The organism is Ruegeria sp. YKSF070 (assembly GCF_059612725.1).
In genome coordinates, this window is the sequence record NZ_JBXWRD010000033.1 from 1 (window position 1) to 17,262 (window position 17,262).

Annotated in this window: 15 protein-coding genes; 7 read left to right on the top strand and 8 right to left on the bottom strand. The window is 64.9% G+C overall.

Annotated features, from left to right (window positions below):
* Together AC2FL1_RS15765 and dmmC are read left to right on the top strand one after the other, a co-directional pair.
* Nucleotides 1–940, top strand: a 940-nt coding sequence (locus tag AC2FL1_RS15765; RefSeq protein WP_496877590.1) for a PDR/VanB family oxidoreductase, incomplete at its 5' end; no start/stop codon positions are given.
* An 11-nt stretch (nt 941–951) separates the two neighbouring features.
* Nucleotides 952–2,019 (top strand): dimethylamine monooxygenase subunit DmmC, encoded by a 1,068-nt coding sequence (gene dmmC / locus AC2FL1_RS15770; RefSeq protein WP_496824282.1) that lies wholly within the window; start codon nt 952–954, stop codon nt 2,017–2,019.
* Nucleotides 2,020–2,067: 48 nt separating this feature from the next.
* On the opposite strand, the gene AC2FL1_RS15775 is transcribed toward dmmC, so the two are convergent.
* On the bottom strand, nt 2,068–2,697 hold the full coding sequence (locus AC2FL1_RS15775; RefSeq protein ID WP_193385774.1) for a helix-turn-helix domain-containing protein: 630 nt from the start codon (nt 2,695–2,697) through the stop codon (nt 2,068–2,070).
* A 161-nt stretch (nt 2,698–2,858) separates the two neighbouring features.
* Between AC2FL1_RS15775 and AC2FL1_RS15780 the strand changes: the two genes are divergently transcribed.
* On the top strand, nt 2,859–3,848 hold the full coding sequence (locus AC2FL1_RS15780) for a GlxA family transcriptional regulator (protein WP_496877591.1): 990 nt from the start codon (nt 2,859–2,861) through the stop codon (nt 3,846–3,848).
* On the opposite strand, the gene AC2FL1_RS15785 is transcribed toward AC2FL1_RS15780, so the two are convergent.
* The 7 genes from AC2FL1_RS15785 to AC2FL1_RS15815 all read right to left on the bottom strand — a co-directional run bounded on the left by AC2FL1_RS15785 (nt 3,849) and on the right by AC2FL1_RS15815 (nt 11,453).
* Nucleotides 3,849–4,409, bottom strand: coding sequence for a sarcosine oxidase subunit gamma (locus AC2FL1_RS15785; protein WP_496877592.1), 561 nt, complete (start codon nt 4,407–4,409; stop codon nt 3,849–3,851).
* The gene (locus AC2FL1_RS15790) at nt 4,402–7,353 is read right to left on the bottom strand and encodes a sarcosine oxidase subunit alpha family protein (RefSeq protein WP_496877593.1); all 2,952 of its coding nucleotides are present in this window, start codon (nt 7,351–7,353) and stop codon (nt 4,402–4,404) included. The genes AC2FL1_RS15785 and AC2FL1_RS15790 overlap by 8 nt, the downstream gene beginning before the upstream one ends.
* Nucleotides 7,350–7,637 carry a sarcosine oxidase subunit delta gene (locus AC2FL1_RS15795; protein WP_496824274.1) on the bottom strand — a complete coding sequence of 96 codons (288 nt, stop codon included), beginning with the start codon at nt 7,635–7,637 and terminating at the stop codon, nt 7,350–7,352. The genes AC2FL1_RS15790 and AC2FL1_RS15795 overlap by 4 nt, the downstream gene beginning before the upstream one ends.
* Nucleotides 7,638–7,650: 13 nt before the next feature.
* A complete protein-coding gene (locus tag AC2FL1_RS15800; protein ID WP_496877594.1) occupies nt 7,651–8,901 on the bottom strand; it encodes a sarcosine oxidase subunit beta family protein in 1,251 nt (416 codons plus the stop codon).
* Between the two features lie 119 nt (nt 8,902–9,020).
* Entirely contained in the window at nt 9,021–9,404 is a 384-nt protein-coding gene (locus AC2FL1_RS15805) for a carboxymuconolactone decarboxylase family protein (RefSeq protein WP_496877595.1), read from the bottom strand.
* 64 nt (nt 9,405–9,468) lie between these two features.
* On the bottom strand, nt 9,469–10,560 hold the full coding sequence (locus tag AC2FL1_RS15810; RefSeq protein ID WP_496877596.1) for an aromatic ring-hydroxylating oxygenase subunit alpha: 1,092 nt from the start codon (nt 10,558–10,560) through the stop codon (nt 9,469–9,471).
* Between the two features lie 5 nt (nt 10,561–10,565).
* Nucleotides 10,566–11,453: a MurR/RpiR family transcriptional regulator gene (locus AC2FL1_RS15815; protein WP_496877597.1), complete on the bottom strand. Its 888-nt coding sequence runs from the start codon at nt 11,451–11,453 to the stop codon at nt 10,566–10,568.
* Between the two features lie 69 nt (nt 11,454–11,522).
* Between AC2FL1_RS15815 and AC2FL1_RS15820 the strand changes: the two genes are divergently transcribed.
* Genes AC2FL1_RS15820 through AC2FL1_RS15835 form a run of 4 tightly spaced genes read left to right on the top strand, consistent with a single transcriptional unit; the run spans nt 11,523 to nt 17,261 of the window.
* Nucleotides 11,523–13,979: an FAD-dependent oxidoreductase gene (locus AC2FL1_RS15820; protein WP_496877598.1), complete on the top strand. Its 2,457-nt coding sequence runs from the start codon at nt 11,523–11,525 to the stop codon at nt 13,977–13,979.
* Nucleotides 13,976–15,058, top strand: coding sequence for an alcohol dehydrogenase family protein (locus AC2FL1_RS15825; protein ID WP_496877599.1), 1,083 nt, complete (start codon nt 13,976–13,978; stop codon nt 15,056–15,058). Before AC2FL1_RS15820 ends, AC2FL1_RS15825 begins: the two co-directional genes overlap by 4 nt.
* On the top strand, nt 15,055–16,161 hold the full coding sequence (locus tag AC2FL1_RS15830) for a mandelate racemase/muconate lactonizing enzyme family protein (protein WP_496877600.1): 1,107 nt from the start codon (nt 15,055–15,057) through the stop codon (nt 16,159–16,161). The genes AC2FL1_RS15825 and AC2FL1_RS15830 overlap by 4 nt, the downstream gene beginning before the upstream one ends.
* Entirely contained in the window at nt 16,158–17,261 is a 1,104-nt protein-coding gene (locus tag AC2FL1_RS15835; RefSeq protein WP_496877601.1) for a mandelate racemase/muconate lactonizing enzyme family protein, read from the top strand. The genes AC2FL1_RS15830 and AC2FL1_RS15835 overlap by 4 nt, the downstream gene beginning before the upstream one ends.
* The last annotated feature ends 1 nt before the right edge of the window (nt 17,262 follow it).

Sequence of the window (17,262 nt, forward strand, 5' to 3'; positions counted from 1 at the left end):
GGTCACCGTCAGCGCCGTTGTGCCGCTCAACCCGCTGGTCACCCGGTTCGAATTCACCCGCCGCGACGGCCAGCCGTTTCCGCCCTTTTCCGCCGGTGCCCATACCGTGGTCGAGATGCGCGATGGCGAGCGGACCCGGCTGAACCCCTATTCGCTGATGTCCGATCCGGGCAATAGCAGCATCTATGCGATCTCGGTACGCCGCGACGACCAGGGCAGGGGCGGCTCGCTCTTCCTGCATAACAAGGTCAAAGTCGGCGACCCGATGACCATCACCTATCCGGTGAACCTGTTCCCGCTGGATCTGCGCGGGCGCAAGCATGTGTTCCTGGCCGGTGGCATCGGTATCACGCCGTTCCTGGCGATGATCGCGCATCTGGAGCGGATGGGCGGCGCCTGGGAGCTGCATTACTCCTGCCGCTCCAAGGAGTTGGGCACCTATGTGGACGAGCTGACCTATAAGCACCCCAACAAGGTGCATGTCTATTTCGACGATCAGGATCAGGCCATCGGGCTCGAGGATCTGCTGGATGGCCAGCCGCTGGGCACCCATGTCTATGTCTGCGGTCCCAAGGGCATGATCGACTGGGTCCATGCCACCGCCGCCGCGCATGGCTGGCCCGACGAGAACGTGCATTCCGAGGAGTTCCTGGCCCCGCAACCCGGCAAACCGTTTGAGGTGCGCCTGTGCAAATCCGACATCACCATCCAGGTGGGCGAACATGAAAGCCTGCTCGAGGCGATGGAGCGCTGCGGCGTCGACGCGCCCTTCCTGTGCCGGGGCGGTGCCTGTGGCCAATGCGAAACCGATGTGGTCTCATCCGATGGCGACTTCGTTCATCGCGACCACTGGCTGGACGATGACGAACACGCCAGCGGGAAAAAGATCATGCCCTGCGTCAGCCGGTTCGTGGGCAAAACCCTCGTGCTGGACCGGTAGAGGAGACCGCGATGACGATCCAATTCAACACCGAAACCTTCCGCGACGATTACTCGTTCCGCAATTCGGACTGGGCGATCAAGCGCTTTCCCTTCCCGTTCCACGAAGACAGCTACATGTATTCGGTGAACATGGAACAGCACCGGGGCGGCCCGGCGGGCTCGGTCTATGAAAAGCGGTTCGACGTGGACGAGCATTACGTCTCGGAAATGGCTGACCGTGCCATCGTGCTGGCCGATGATCCGTTGCGCTGCCAGTCGCTGCCGCATATGACGCTGGCGGGCTGGGACACGCTGGAACTGATCATGGTCTGCAAATCCGAGGATTACCCGGACCTGTTCGAGCTGCACCGCGACGGCGACCGCTGGCGCTGGATCAACAAGCCGATGGGGATCGACCACACCTTCACCTTCCTTGATGAAACCACGCTGCCCTGCGGGCCGCTGGAATACATCACCCGGCAGGCGCAGGGCGATTACGCGGTGCTCGATCAGCGCGGCGACATGCTGTACATGGATGCGGGCATGGTAACGACCCAGGCGGACTGGAGCCTGGATTTCGACATCGGCATGGATTTCTTCGAATGGCACGCGCCGGTGCCGCTGGCCCATGAAATGGGGATCTTCAAGCGGGCGCTGAAATTCCTGCTCAACGTTCAGCAGGGCGCGCCTGCGCGGCGGCTGAACTGGACCATGACGGTCAATCCGCTGCTCGATACCAGCCCCGAGAACTATCACAAATGGGGCGTGCAGAAGACCACGCTGACACCCGAGAATATCGGCGCCAAACAGCATCTCAGGGTCGAGTTGCAGACCTTTTACCGGTTGCCGCGCTCGAACGCGCTGTTGTTCCCGATCCGCTGTTATCTGATCGCATTTCAGGATCTGGTGACGGTGCCGAAATGGGGTCGCCGCCTGCACCGGGTGGTGCGCGACCTGCCCGAGGAGCTGGCCACCTATAAGGGGTTCATCGCCAACCGTCCGTTGATGCTGGACTATCTCAGCCAGTATGACGACGGGCTGCCGACCTCGCCGGGGATCTGGCCCGATCTGGAAACGGAGCCGCCGTTGCAGAAGTAACGCTTGCAAGAGAGCCGGGATGCGCTACCGCGTCCCGGTCCGGTCGGCTCAGCCCTTTTTCTGCTGCGGATAGCAGATCACCGACAGATAGCGCGTCGGCAGTTCCACCAGACGCTCTGGCCCGTGCGGCGCGTCGGCGTCAAAGAACAGCGTGTCGCCCGGTTCCAGCGGATAAATCTCGCTGCCATGTAGGTAGTCGACCTTGCCTTCGAGCATGTAGATCATCTCGATCCCGTCATGCTGAAAGGTCTTGAACGTGTCCGATTCCGTGCTGAGCGTGATCAGATAGGGTTCAACGATGACACCGCTGGAATTTGATCCGATATGACCCAGCAGGCTGTATTGATGCCCGGCGCGGGTGCCGGCGCGTTCGATCTCCAGACCCTGGCCCGCCTTGGTATGGATCGCCTCGCGCTTTTCCTCGTAGCCCTTGAAGAACGCGGTCAGCGGCACCGACAGCGCATTGGCCAGGGTTTGCAGCGTGGTGAGCGAGGGCGAGGTGTTGCCGTTTTCGATCTTGGAGAGCATCCCAATCGACAGGTCGGTCAGCTTCGACAGCTCGGCCACGGTAATGCCCTGCTGCTTGCGAAAGGCGCGAACCTCGCGGCCGATGGCGACCTCGAGAACCTTCTCGCGTTCCTCGCGAACGCTATGGGGATCTTGCAAAAGCTGTGTCATGCGGAGATCCTTTGCAGCATTCATGGGGGTTCCTCAAGCTCTTCCTGTATTGCCCTGCGGTCAGTTCTGCTTCAACTCTAGCCGTTATTCACCACATTGCATAATTTTTTCTCTCCAATAAAATTCCCACCGTGGAATGACAAGCCAAAGGATCGCCCGGAATGACCACACGTATCGGGTTTCTGCTGTTTCCGGGCTTTCCCATGGCCTGCCTGACCTCGATCATCGAGCCGCTGCGCGCGGCCAACGAGATCTCGATGTCGGACAGTTTCGCCTGGCGGCTGGTGTCGGAACTGCCCCACAAGGTGGTGTCGAGCGCGGGCATCACCTTTGATCCGGACGCCAGTCTGGAGACCGTGGCGGCGCTTGACTATCTGGTGCTGCTGTCTGCCCCGGTGGCCCGGTTCGAGAACCCGCGCACCGCCTCGCTGCTGCGCCGGATCGAGCGGCACGGCACCGTGTTGGGCGCGATCAGCGGCGGCGTCTTTCCGCTGGTGCGCAGCGGCGTGGTGCGCGACGAGCGCCTGTCGGTGCATTGGTGTTACGAGGCGGCGTTTGCCGCCGAATTCCCCGAGATCCGCCGCAGCAACGAGGTGATCGAAATCTCGCCGCGCCTGCTGACCGCCTCGGGGGCAGCGGCGGCCTTCGACCTGGCGCTGAGCATGATCGAGGCAGCGCTGGGTGCCAATGTGGCCAACGAGGTCGCCTGCTGGTTCCAGCATCCGATCATGCGCAAGGCGGGGGTAAAACAGGCGCTGCCGATCCATCAGGCCGCCGATGCCGAGGGCGAAATGTCGCCTCTGGTAGCGCGCGCCGTTGAAATCTTTGCCGAAAACCTGGCATCGCCCGCCAGCATCGCGGTGATTGCAGAGCGTCTAAATATCACCCCGCGGCATCTGGAGCGTTGTTTCAAACAGGCCACCGGCCAGAACCCGACCGGCTATTTCCGGCACCTGCGAATGCAGGCGGCGCGTCAGATCGTCATGTATACCAATGACAGTATCTCGGACGTTGCGGCGGCGGTGGGATATGCCAACGCCAAGCCACTGGTGCGGCATTACCGCGAGGCCTTTGGCCTGACCCCGCAGCAGGACCGCAAACGGATCAACCTCTACCGGGTCGAGGGTAACCTGCCGGTGCCCTCGGTCTGATCAGAACGCCGCGCGCATCGCCACCACCAGCGCGTGGTGCAGCGAGCCAGCGGCCGAGCGTGGCCCCAGCACCGTGATATGATCAGGTGCCCGACACAGCAGGAAACAGCCCAGATGGTCGATCGCGCTGCGCACCGCCTCGCCCCCGGCAAAGGCGCGGGTATTTGCGGGGCAAAGCCGTTCGAACACATCCGCCAGCCGCTCGCCGGTCAGGTCGAACCGGCACCAGGCATCGGTCTGTTCGGTGACGCTGGCCGCGCCATTGGCGCGGGCGGCCAGCTGCGCGGCCAGATCCTCATGTGTGCTCAGCGGCGCCTCGACCATCCATTGATCGGGCCCCATCCAGAAGGCGCCGGGCGTGCCGGGACAAAGTCGGGCCGGGGCGGGGGGCGCGGCGCCCAGTACCTCGGTCAACAGGGTTGCCGTCTCGGCCTCGCGGCCCAGCCGCGCTGCGACCGAGGCCAGCGCCGTTTCGGTCACTTCGCTCAGGGTTACCGGCCCGTGGCTCTCGACCACCGCGGCGGTAGCGCCCAGCGGCGTTATCGGGTTCAGATCATGCACGCAGACGCTCTCCTTCTGGATCGACGAAATGGGCGCTTACCACCTCGACCTCGTGGTCGAGCCCGGTCAGCGGACTGACAAGGCGAACGATCTCGCCCTTGCGGCTGTCGCCGGATTTCAGAAAGCCGATGCCTATATGGCAACCCAGGCTGGGCGAGTAGCAGGCCGAGGTGACATAGCCCTGGTCATGGGCGGCATCGACCGGGTCGCCCCGGGTCATCAGATGCGACCCGGCGGGCACCTTGTCCTGCGGGTTCACCGGGCGGAACCCGACCAGTTTCAGCGCATCCGCCTCGTTCAGACCCTCGCGTTCGGACAGGGTCGAGCCGATCGAGTCCTTCTTCTTGGACACCATCCGCCCCATCCCGAGGTTGAGCGCGGTGGTGGTGCCGTTCAGCTCGTTGCCGGCGGCGTGGCCTTTCTCGATCCGCATCACCCCCAGCGCCTCGGTGCCATAGGCGACCACGTCGAACTCCGCGCCCGCCTGCATCATGCGCCGGATCAGCGCATCGCCATAGCGGGTCGGCACCGCGATCTCATAGGCCAGCTCGCCCGAGAACGAGATGCGGAACAGCCGCGCCCGCAGCCCGCCGCAAACCGTGATCTCGGCGCAGGCCATGAAGGGGAAGCCCTCGTTCGAGATGTCATGCGCCGGATCGACGATCTTTTGCAGCAGCTTGCGCGCATTGGGGCCGGCCACGGCAAATTGCGCCCAGGCCTCGGTGGTCGAGATCAGCTGCACATCCATGTCCGGGAACAGGCATTGGCGCAGGAATTCCATGTGCCGATAGACCGGCACCGCGTTGGCGGTGGTGGTGGTCACGACGAAATGGTCCTCGGCAAGGCGTGCCGCGGTGCCGTCGTCCATGGCGATGCCATCCTCGCGCAGCATCAGCCCATAGCGGGTGCGCCCCACCGCCAGTTTGGCAAACCCGTTGCAATAGACCTTGTTGAGGAACTCGGCCGCATCGGCGCCCTGCACGTCGATCTTGCCCAGCGTGGTCACATCGCAGATGCCGACCGACTTGCGGGTCTGGGTGACCTCGCGGTCGACGCTCTGGCGCCAATGGGTTTCGCCGGGGCGCGGGAACCATTGCGCGCGCAGCCACATGCCAACCTCGACAAAGACCGCGCCCTGTTCCTCGGCCCAGACATGGCTGGGCGTCTTGCGGGTGGGGCGGAAATCCTTGTCGCGCGAGCGGCCCGCAAAGGCGCCCATCGCGGTGGGCGTGTAGGGCGGGCGGAACATGGTGGTGCCGACCTCTGGGATCGACTTGCCCGCCACCTCGGCCATGATCGCGAGACCGGCCATGTTCGAGGTCTTGCCCTGATCGGTCGCCATGCCCAGCGTGGTATATCGTTTCAGGTGCTCGACCGAGACGAAGTTCTCCTGATGGGCCAGTTTCACATCCTTGGCGGTGACGTCGTTCTGCTGATCGACCCAGGCGCGTTTGGCGCCCTTGACGTGCCAGAAGGGGGTGACGTTGACCGGCGCGTCCTCGGCCTGGGGCAGGGCGGCGGATTTCGTCGTGATCCCCAGATCGGACAGCGCCTGCTGCGCCGCCGCTTGCCCCGAGGCCAGCGCGCCTTGGGTGCTGAACACGCCCTGCGCCGCGCCCGCCGGGATCAGACCCACGGGAAGGGTGCCGCCCGGCACAAAGGCCGCGATTGCCTGGTCCCAAACCGGACGCCCGCGCTGGTGGCAGGTCAGGTGCACATTCGGGTTCCAGCCGCCCGAGACCCCCAGCCCGCCGACGCTGAGCGTGCGGGTGGTGCCGGTGGCCAGCGTCACCTCGACCGTGGTCAGGCCCAGACGGCCCTGGGTATTGGTGACGGTGGCGCCGGGGATGGTCTCGTAATCGGTGGTTTCGGGGGCGTCCGTGCGGGTGTCGATCACCACGGTGCTGACCCCCTGCACGCTCAGATCCCGCGCCGTGCGATGGCCGTCGTCATTGTTGGTGAACACCGCCACCGCGCGCGCGGGCGTTGCCGCCCAGCGGTTGGCATAGCTGCGTAGGGCCGAGGCCAGCATGATGCCGGGACGGTCGTTGTTCTCGAACACGATCGGGCGTTCGGTGGCCCCGGCGGCCAGAATGGCGCGACGGGAATAGACCCGCCACAGGATCTGGCGGGGCTTGCCCGGCAGCGGCTGGGGCAGGTGGTCGCTGACCCGCTCGACCACGCCATAGATACCGTGGTCAAAGGCGCCTATCACCGTGCTGCGCGTCATCAGCCGCACATTGGGCATGGCTTGCAGGGCGGCTGCGGTCTCGGCGGCCCAGGCCGCGCCGGATTGATCGCCAAGCGCAAAGGTTTCGGCATTGAGCCGCCCGCCGGGCAGGAAATCCTCGTCCGCGACAATCACCTGCGCCCCCGATTGCGCCGCGGTCAGCGCGGCGGCCAGCCCGGCCGGGCCGGCGCCGATCACCAGAAGGTCGCAATGGAGGAACCCCTTGTCATAGCTGTCGGGGTCGGGCGCATGGCTGAGCGTGCCCAGCCCCGCCGCCTTGCGGATGATAGGCTCATACACCTTCTCCCAGAAGGCGGCGGGCCACATGAAGGTCTTGTAATAGAACCCGGCGGCAAAGAAGTTCGACAGCCGGTCGTTGACCGCCATCACGTCCCATTTCAGCGAGGGCCAGCGGTTCTGCGAATTGGCGCTCAGCCCGTCGAACAGCTCGGCGGTGGTGGCGCGGGTATTGGGTTCCTTGCGGGCGCCCTCGCGCAGCTCGACAATGGCATTGGGCTCTTCGGAGCCCGCGCTCATCGGGCCGCGCGGGCGGTGATACTTGAACGAGCGCCCCATCAGCCGCACGTCGTTGGCCAACAGGGCCGAGGCCAGCGTATCCCCGGCAAAGCCCTGATACCGGCGCCCGTCGAAGGTGAAATTCAGCGGTTTGCTGCGGTCGATCAGACCGCCGTTCAGACGATTAGGGCCGGTCATCTGGAGCGTCCCTCCTTGCGGGCCACGTCGCGGGCCAGTTCGACGGATGTGATCTCATGCGTGGTGGTGTCGCGGGTCACCACCAGCCACGAGCGGTCGCCCTGTTCGTGAAACCACAGCTCGCGGTGCACGCCCGCCGGGTTGTCGCGCAGATAGCCATAGTCGATGAACTGCTCCAGCGCGTCGGGGGCCTGCCAGTCGGGGCGGCGGATCAGGGCGGCGTCGCCCTTGTAGACGAATTCGCTGCTGTCGCGCGGGCCCAGGATGGGATGGTCGATCAACATGTCCGGTGCCCTCTCAATGCAGGTTGGGCTGGTTGCCCATGCCCTTTTCGTCGATCATCCGCCCGCGTGCGAACCGGTCGAACCGATAGGCGGTGGCGGTCTTGTGCGGGCTGTCGGTGGCCAGAAGATGCGCATAGGCAAAGCCCGAGGCCGGCGTCGCCTTGAACCCGCCGTAACACCAGCCGCCGTTGAAATAGAGCCCGCCGATATGGGTGCGGTCGATGATCGGCGAGCCGTCCATCGACATGTCCATGATGCCGCCCCAGCTGCGCAGCAGACGGGCGCGGCCCAGCATCGGAAAGATCGCCATGCCGCCCTCGCAAACATCCTCGATCACCGGCAGGTTGCCGCGCTGGGCATAGGAGTTGTAGCCGTCGATATCGCCGCCGAAGACCAGCCCGCCCTTGTCGGACTGGCTGCAATAGAAATGCCCCGCGCCAAAGGTGATCACACCGGGCAGGAGCGGTTTCAGACCCTCGGAGACAAAGGCCTGCAACACGTGGCTTTCGATCGGCAGGCGCATGCCCGCCTTCTCCATCAGCCGCGAGGAGGAGCCCGCGACACAGGCCGCCACCTTGCCCGCGCCGATCACCCCGCGCGTGGTCTCGACCCCGGTGCAGGTGCCGTTCTCGATGCGGAAGCCGGTGACCTCGCAATTCTGGATGATGTCGACGCCGTGCCGGTCGGCGGCGCGGGCATAGCCCCAGGCCACCGCGTCGTGGCGCACGGTGCCGCCTCGGTGCTGCGCCAGCCCGCCCTTGATCGGGAACCGGGCATTGTCGACATTCAGGAACGGATAGCGCGCCTTGATCTGTTCGGTGCTGAGCAGGTCGGCATCGGCACCGTTCAGCATCATCGCGTTGCCCCGGCGGATGAAGGCGTCGCGCTGGGCGTCGGAATGGATCAGGTTCAGGATGCCGCGTTGGCTGACCATCGCGTTATAGTTCAGCTCCTGCTCCAGCCCCTCCCACAGTTTCAGCGAGAACTCGTAGAACGGCTCGTTGCCGTCCAGCAGATAGTTCGAGCGGATGATGGTGGTGTTGCGGCCCACGTTGCCGCCCCCGATCCAGCCCTTTTCCAGGACCGCAATCCGCGCCTGGCGGAACTCCTTGGCCAGGTAATAGGCAGTGGCCAGCCCGTGGCCGCCGCCGCCGATGATGACATAGTCATACTGCGCCTTGGGCGCGGCATCGCGCCAGGCCGGTCCCCAGCCGCGGTGACCGGTCAGCGCCTCTTTGATGACCCGTAGTCCTGAATAGCCCATCGAATCCGACTCCCTTTGCCCCATGCTGGCTGGAAACCGGCCCCGAGTCGCGGACATCTTCGGACCACTTGGGGTTCAAATCGGACATGACCATCAAAAGGCGCGGGCCTGTGGCGAGGTCAGTCCTCGCTGTCGAGCACCCGTCGTGCGACGCGGAAACACTCCAGCGCCTGCGGCACGCCGCAATAGATGCCGATCACATGGATGATGGCGCGGATCTCGTCGCGGCTGACCCCGTTGGTGCGCGCGCCACGGCAATGGATCTCCCATTCATGCATCTTGCCCAGCGCGCCGATCATGGCGAGGTTCATCATCGAGCGGGTCTTGGGCTCGATCACGTCGTCACCCCAGCCAAAGCCCCAGCACCAGGCGGTCATCGCCTCCTGAAACGGGCGAGTGAAATCGTCAGCGGCGGCAAGGTTCTGTTCCACATACTCCGCGCCCAGCGTGGCCTTGCGCTGTTCCAGCCCCTTGAGGAACAGGTCTTCGTCGAATGTGCTCATCTTGTCGCTCCGTTTCTGTCTTGCGGTGGCCGAAATCCGGCGCGGATTTCGGACCGATGTCTTTTCAAGACATCGGCTCGGCCGCAACCGCCTCGCGCATCCATTTCTGCAGGTGCAGGATGGAATGTTCCGAGTTTACGCCGCAACCGGGATCGACCACCAGCGGTCCCGGCACGTAGCCGCGCGAACGCAAACCGCGCTGGACCGATTCCACCAGCCGGATATCCTCCTCGACCGTTGTGGCGCGGTCCTGTTTTGCCATGCGGCGCACTGTCTCGTTCTCGGCGCCGCCGACCGAGTACCAGCCGCGCCAGACCACCACGCGGCCCGCATCCACCGCGCGCCAGTGATAGGTGTTCAACAGGTTGCCCGGATAAACCTGGAACGAGAACATGGGCCAGAGAAACCAGCTGGAATAGCGATCGTTGTTGGGAAAACCGCTGTCGATGTCATAGCTCATCTGGCTCAGATCGTTGCATTCGGTTGTGTGGCGCAGGCAATAGCCCTGCGGCTGGATGTCATAGGTCTCGGGCCGGATCACCCCGGTGGAAAAGGTCGGGTGGTTCAGGCTGCAATGGTAGCACTCGGAATAGTTCTCGACCGACACCTTCCAGTTGCAGTCTTCGGGGATCTCGACCCATTCCAGCGGTTTCAGAGCGGACCAGTTCGGGACAAAGGCCTCAAGCTCGGCCCGCACGTTCGGGAACCAGTCGTCCATCGGCTGCGCCTCCGGGTCGAGGTTGACAAAGACGAAGCCGAGAAAGACCTCGGTCCGAACTTCGGTCAGACAGATTTGCGCGGAGTCGAAACCGGGCACCGATTTCGCGTTGGGCGCGGCACGCAGGTGGCCGGTCAGCTCATAGGTCCAGGCGTGATAGGGACAGACCACGACACGGGTCGACCCGGCGCCGCTGACCAGCTGGTGCGCCCGGTGCTGGCAGACGTTGTAAAAGGTGCGGATCACCCCGTCGTGGCCCCTTATGCAGTACAGGCTTTCGTCGCCAAGCTCGAAGGCGAGGTAATCGCCGGGCTGTTCCAACTGGCTGGCATGGCAGGCAAACTGCCATGTGCGGGCAAGCAGCCCGGCCTGTTCGGCGGTAAAGATCGCCGGATCGGTGTAATAACGCGCCTCCAGCGAGCGGACGGGTTCGGGCATGAGGGTCACTCCGGCTCTTCGGTGTATAGGCCCAGTTGATGGCGCCTTTGGTGAAAGGTTTCGACGCGGGTGACGATCTCGTCGCTGGCCACTGCGATGACAAAGCTGAGCAGGGTTTCCAGCAGCGCGATGGTCGACGCCGACGAGGGAAAGAATTGCGGTGTGTCCACCGCCACGACAAACCCGTGTTGCGCGGCGCGGATGATCGGGCTGGCGGGGCTGTCGGACAGGGCGATCACGGTCAATCCCTGATCGCGGGCGATCCGCACCGCCTCGACCACCTCGGCCCGATAGGGGCGGCAGGTCATGGCGATCAGCACGTCGCGTTGATCGGCCCAGGCCAGATCGTCCACCGCTGTCGAACCAGGGCGCGGAATGGCGTGGAAATCGGTCATCCCGGTCGAGGCGAGATAGGTGAAATTGCGCGCATTGGCATTGTTCACGCCGACGCCCAAGGTAAAGACCTGACGGCTGGCCCAGATCGCCTCGGCCGCTGTTTTCAGCCGCTCGGCGTCGATACCGGCAAAGGTCTCCTCGATATTGCGGATCGCAGCGCCCACCATGTCGGCATAAAGCCCGCCCAATTCGCCAGAGCGGCCGATATCCTGCAACCAGCGCGCCCGGTCGGGAAAGCTGGCCGTGCCGCGCCGGATCGCGTCGCGGAAGGGCGCGCGGAAATCCTCGTACCCGTCAAAGCCCACCTGCCGCGCCATGCGGACAAAGGTGTTGGGTTTCACATTGGCCGCCTCGGCAATCTCGCGCACGGTGGAGACCCCCACGTCGGCGGGGTTTTCCAGCACATAGCGCGCGGCCTTCTGCGCCTCTGGCGTCAGGGCGTCCCATTCTTCGGTGAGGCGGCTCAGAACTGCGGATGATACATTTGTGTCATTCATGATTGACGATGGTACAAATGTAGCATTAGCCTGTCGAGAGAAAACGCGACTCGTGAAGTGGAAAATTTCATGTCCCAGCAGAACCTGCCCACCCATGCGCGTGTGGTCATTGTCGGCGGCGGCGTCATGGGGGTGGGCCTGGCCTATCACCTGGCGCATGAAGGGTGGGGCGGCGATACCGTCCTGCTGGAAAAGGCCGAGCTGACCAGCGGCAGCACCTGGCACGCTGCCGGGCAGATCACCCATTCGACCAGCTCTTTTGGCCTCGGCAAATGTGTCGATTACAACATCGGTCTCTATTCCGGAAAGCTCGAGGCCGAGACCGGGCAGGCGGTGACCTGGCATGGCTGCGGTTCGTTCCGGCTGGCCTATACCGAGGATGAGATGGACTGGTTGCGCCACACGCTGTCGGTGGGCACCGCGTTGGGCTTCAACATAGAGCTGGTCGGGCCGGACCGGATCGCAGAGCTGCACCCGTTCTACAATCTCGACGGCGTGCTGGGCGCGTTGCACACGCCCGATGACGGGCATGTGGACCCGACAAACGTGACCATGGCGATGGCGGCGGGCGCGCGGCAAAAGGGCGTGCGCATCTTCCGCCACACCCGCGCCACCAACATCACGCAAGCGCCGAACGGTGAATGGGTGGTCGAGACCGAAAAGGGCAGGATCACCTGCGAACATGTGGTCAACGCGGGCGGCACCTATGCCCGGCAGATGGGCGAATGGTCAGGCCTGCAACTGCCGATGACCTCGATGACACACCACTATTTCGTGACCGAACCGGTGCCCGAGTTCCAGTCGCTGGACCGCGAATTGCCGGTCATCCGCGATGACCGCAAGGTCTCGGGCTATATCCGGATGGAGCAGAAGCGCGGCCTGATCGGCATCTATGAAAAGGCCAATCCCAATGCCGTCTGGATCGACGAATGCCCGTGGGATTACGAAAACTGGCTGTTCGATGCCGATTACGACCGGGTCATGCCCTGGCTCGAAGAGAGCCTGAACCGTATGCCGATCTTTGCCAATCTCGGCATCCAGCGCGAGGTGCATGGCGCGATCAGCCACCCGCCCGACGGCAACCCGCTCATTGGCCCCGCACCGGGGGTTCGCAACTACTGGTGCTGCTGCGGCACCCAGATCGGTATCGGCTGGGGGCCGGGGCTCAGCCGTGAACTGGCGCGCTGGATCGTGCATGGCGCCGCCGATATCTCGATGCGCGATTTCGACCCGCGCCGGTTCGGCGCCTATGCCACCAAGGACTGGCAGGTGATCAAGGCCAGGGAAGACTACTGCCTGCGCCACGAGATCCCGTTTCCCCATTTCAACCGCCTTGCCGGACGCCCGGTGAAACCCTCACCGCTTTATGACCGGCTCAAGGCCAAGGGCGCGGTATTTGAGGAAGTCTATGGCCACGAACGCCCACGCTGGTTCGCGCGCGGGATCGAGCAGCGCGACTACTACGGCTTCGGCCGCACCCCGGTGCATGACATGGTCGCGACCGAATGCGCCGCGGTACGCAGCGCCGCCGGGATCATGGATATCTCGGCCTTTACCAAGGTCGAGGTCTCGGGCCCGGACGCGGGCGCAATGCTCGACCGTCTCACCGCCAACCGTCTGCCGCAACAGGTGGGCGGCATCGCGCTGACCCATATGCTGAACCGGCGCGGCCGGATCGAGCTGGAAACCACCGTGGTGAAGCTTGACGAGGATCGGTTCTATCTCGTTTGCGCCGCCTTCTTCGAACAGCGGCTGCTGGATCACCTGGACGCGCATCGCGGTGCGGCGGACATAACGGTACGCAATCTCTCGACCGACTGGGCCGCGCTGGCCCTGAACGGCCCGCGCGCTCGCGATATCCTGGCCGCCTGCACGGATGCCGACCTGTCGAACACGGGTTTCAAATGGCTGACCGCGCAGCAGATCACTGTCGCGGGCCACAGCCTCTGGGCGATGCGCATGTCTTATGCCGGTGAACTCGGGTGGGAGTTGCACATCCCCCGCGACCATGCGCTTGCGGTCTATGACGCGCTCTGGGCGGCGGGCGAGGGTCATGGCCTGACCGACTATGGCAGTTTCGCGATGAACGCGCTGCGGATGGAGAAGGCGTTCAAGGGCGCAGGCGAGCTGACCAACGAAGTGACATTGGCCGAGGCCGATGTCCTGCGCTTTGCCCGCACCGACAAGGAGTATCTGGGCCGGGACAAGACGCTGAACTCAGGCAACCTGCCCTGGGTCTGCGCCTATCTCGAGATCGCGCCCGATGGCCGGTTCGATGGCAATGGCGGCGAGGCTGTCTTGCTGGATGGCAAGGTGGTCGGCTCGACCGCCTCGGTCGTCTATGGGCACACGGTCGGCAAGATCCTCGCCTTTGCCTATGTCAAACCGCAGGTGAACGTGCCGGGAACCGAAGTCGAGGTGATCATTGCCGGAAGCCCCCGCAAGGGCCGCATCCTTGGCGCACCGGCCTATGATCCCGACAGCACAAAACCCCGCGCCGATGCAGTGACGGAGCCCGCGCAATGAGCGTGCCCGACACGATGCGCGCCATGGTCACCATGGGGCATGGCGAGTTGGACCGGATCGTCCTGCACGAGGCGTGGCCGGTGCCTTGGCCCGCGCCGGGCGAGGTGCTCATCCGCGTCGGCGCCTGTGGGCTGAACAATACCGATGTGAACACCCGCACGGGCTGGTATTCGAAAGCGGTGCAGGAGGCCACCACCGGCGGCGCCTATGATAGGGTCGATGCGCAGGACCCGACCTGGGGCGGCGCACCGATCACCTTTCCCCGCATTCAGGGCGCCGATGTCTGCGGGCGCATCGTTGCCGTGGGCGAGGGGGTCGGCGCCACCCGTATCGGCGAGCGGATCATCACCGACAATTGGCTGCGTGACCCGTCTGATCCGCAGAACAAGGACACGGCGGGCTATTTCGGGTCGGAACGCGATGGCGGCTTTGCCGAATATTGCACCATCCCCGCAGTCAACGCGCTGACCATCGACAGCCCGCTGTCGGACGCCGAACTGGCGACCTTTTCCTGCTCCTACTCCACCGCCGAAGGCATGCTGACCCGCGCGCAGGTAACCGGGGCCGACACGGTGCTGGTGCCCGGTGCCTCGGGCGGGGTCGGCGGCGCAGTGGTACAGCTGGCCCGGCGGCGGGGCGCCCGGGTGATCGCGCTGGCCTCCGAGGCGAAACATGCCGAGGTCGCGGCGCTGGGCGCCGACCGCGTCCTGCCCCGTGCGCCCGAAGATCTGCGGGCCGCACTGGGGGCCGAGAAGATCACCGTGGTGGCGGATGTGGTGGGCGGACCCTATTGGCCGATGCTGATCGACATCCTCGAACGGGGCGGGCGCTATACCTGCTCGGGCGCCATCGCGGGGCCTATGGTCACGTTCGACCTGCGTACCTTTTATCTGCGCGACCTGACTTTTACCGGCTCGACCGTGATCGACCCGCAGGTGATGGCGGACCTGATCCGCTACATCGAGGCGGGCGAGATCAGGCCCGCGCTGGCCGCGACCTATCCGTTGGACCGGCTGCGCGCGGCGCAGGCCGCGTTCATCGCCAAGCGCCACACCGGCAACATCGTGGTGACCCCATGAAGATAACCCGCATCACTGTCTACCAGGTCGATTTGCCGCTGGAGCATCCCTATTGGTTGTCCGGCGGGCGGCTGAAGTTCGAGCTGCTCGACGCGACGCTCGTCAAGCTCGAGACCGACGCCGGGATCACCGGTTGGGGCGAGGGCACGCCATGGGGTCATACCTATGTGCCCGCGCATGGTCCGGGCATTCGCGCCGGGATCGAGACGATGGCGCCTTTCGTGCTGGGGCTCGATCCGCGCCGGCTGCTTGATGTGGAGCGCGCGATGGATATCGCGCTGCCGGGCCATCTCTATGCAAAATCGCCCATCGACATGGCGTGCTGGGACATTGCCGGGCGGGCCGCGGGCCTGCCCATCGCCGACCTGATGGGTGGCGGTAGCCGGACACCCCGGCCGATCGCCTCTTCGGTTGGCGCCAAAACGGTCGAGGAAACCCGCGCTGTCATCGATCGCTACCGCCAGCGCGGATATGTGGCGCATTCAGTCAAGATCGGCGGTGACGTGGAACGGGATATCGCGCGCATCCGCGATGTCGAGGATATCCGCAAACCCGGCGAGATCGTGCTCTACGACGTCAACCGGGGCTGGACCCGGCAACAGGCACTGCGCGTCATGCGGGCGACCGAGGACCTACACGTGATGTTCGAACAGCCCGGCGAGACGCTGGACGATATCGCCGCGATCCGCCCGCTGCATTCGGCGCCTGTCAGCGTGGATGAATGCCTTGTCACGCTGCAGGATGCTGCGCGTGTCGCCTGCGACGGGCTCGCAGAGGTATTCGGGATCAAGCTCAACCGTGTCGGCGGGCTGACCAAGGCGGCGCGGATGCGCGATATCGCGCTGGCGCATGGGATCGACATGTTCGTGATGGCCACCGGCGGCAGTGTTCTGGCCGATGCCGAGGCGCTGCACCTGGCCGCGACCATTCCGGACCATGCCTGCCATGCGGTCTGGGCCTGTCAGGACATGCTGACGGTGGACATCGCAGGGGGCAGGGGACCGCGCAATATCGACGGCCACCTGCATTTGCCCGAAACCCCCGGCCTTGGCGTACACCCGGATGAGGACGCCCTCGGCGATCCGGTGGCGGTCTATTCATGAAAGTCACGCGTCTCAGTCTCTGGCATGTGCCGCTGACCAGTCACACTGCTTATTACATGTCCGATGGCAAGACCTGCGACACGGTCGAAACCGTGGTAATCGCGGTTCAGACGGATACCGGGATAACCGGCTGGGGCGAGGTCTGCCCGATCCCGCATTACCTGCCCGCTTATGCGCGCGGCGTCGCCCCGGCCTTGCAAGAGCTGGCCACGGTGATCCTGGGCGCCGATCCGGTCGGGGTCGGCGCGCTGATGGCGCAGGCGGATGCGGTTCTGCCCGGTCATCCCTATGCCAAATCGGCGCTGGATATCGCGCTGTGGGACATCACCGGGCAGGTCGCGGGCCTGCCGCTTCATGCGCTGCTGGGCGGGCGGCGGGCGGCGGATATGCCGCTCTATCACTCCATCACTTGTGTCGCGCCCGACGAAATGGCCAGTATCGCCCGCGAGGCGCAGGCGCAGGGGATCACACAGTTCCAGGTCAAGCTGGGCGCCTCGGGCGACTGGCAGACCGATGTTGAGCGGCTAGCAAAGGTGCGCGCGGCGGTCGGGCCGGGGCCGCTGGTCTATGGGGACTGGAATTGCGGCGCGACCTCGCTGGAGGCGATCCGGGTGGGTAAGGCCGTGGCGCAACTCGATATCATGCTGGAACAGCCCTGCGCGACACTGGAGGATTGCGCCCGTGTCCAGCACGCCACCGGTCTTCCGATGAAGATGGACGAGCTGGCCCATGACACCGCCTCGCTGCTGGCAGCGCACCGGCTGGGCATCATGGATGCGGTGGCGCTGAAACTGTCGAAATTCGGCGGGCTTTCGGCGACCCGCCGGGCGCGGGATCTGTGCCTGCACCTTGGGGCGAGAATGTGCATCGAGGACACCTGGGGCAGTGACATGACCACTGCCGCGCTGCTCCACCTGGGGGCGGCGACCGAACCGGGGCGGGTGCTGAATGTCTGTGATCTGTCGGGCTATGTCGCTCCTCGCCTTGCCCCGGATGCGCCGGTGCGCGCAAATGGCCGCATCGCCCCGCCCGAAGGCGCGGGCCTTGGCATCACCGTCGACCGGGGCGCATTGGGCGCACCCGACCTGATACTGGATTGAC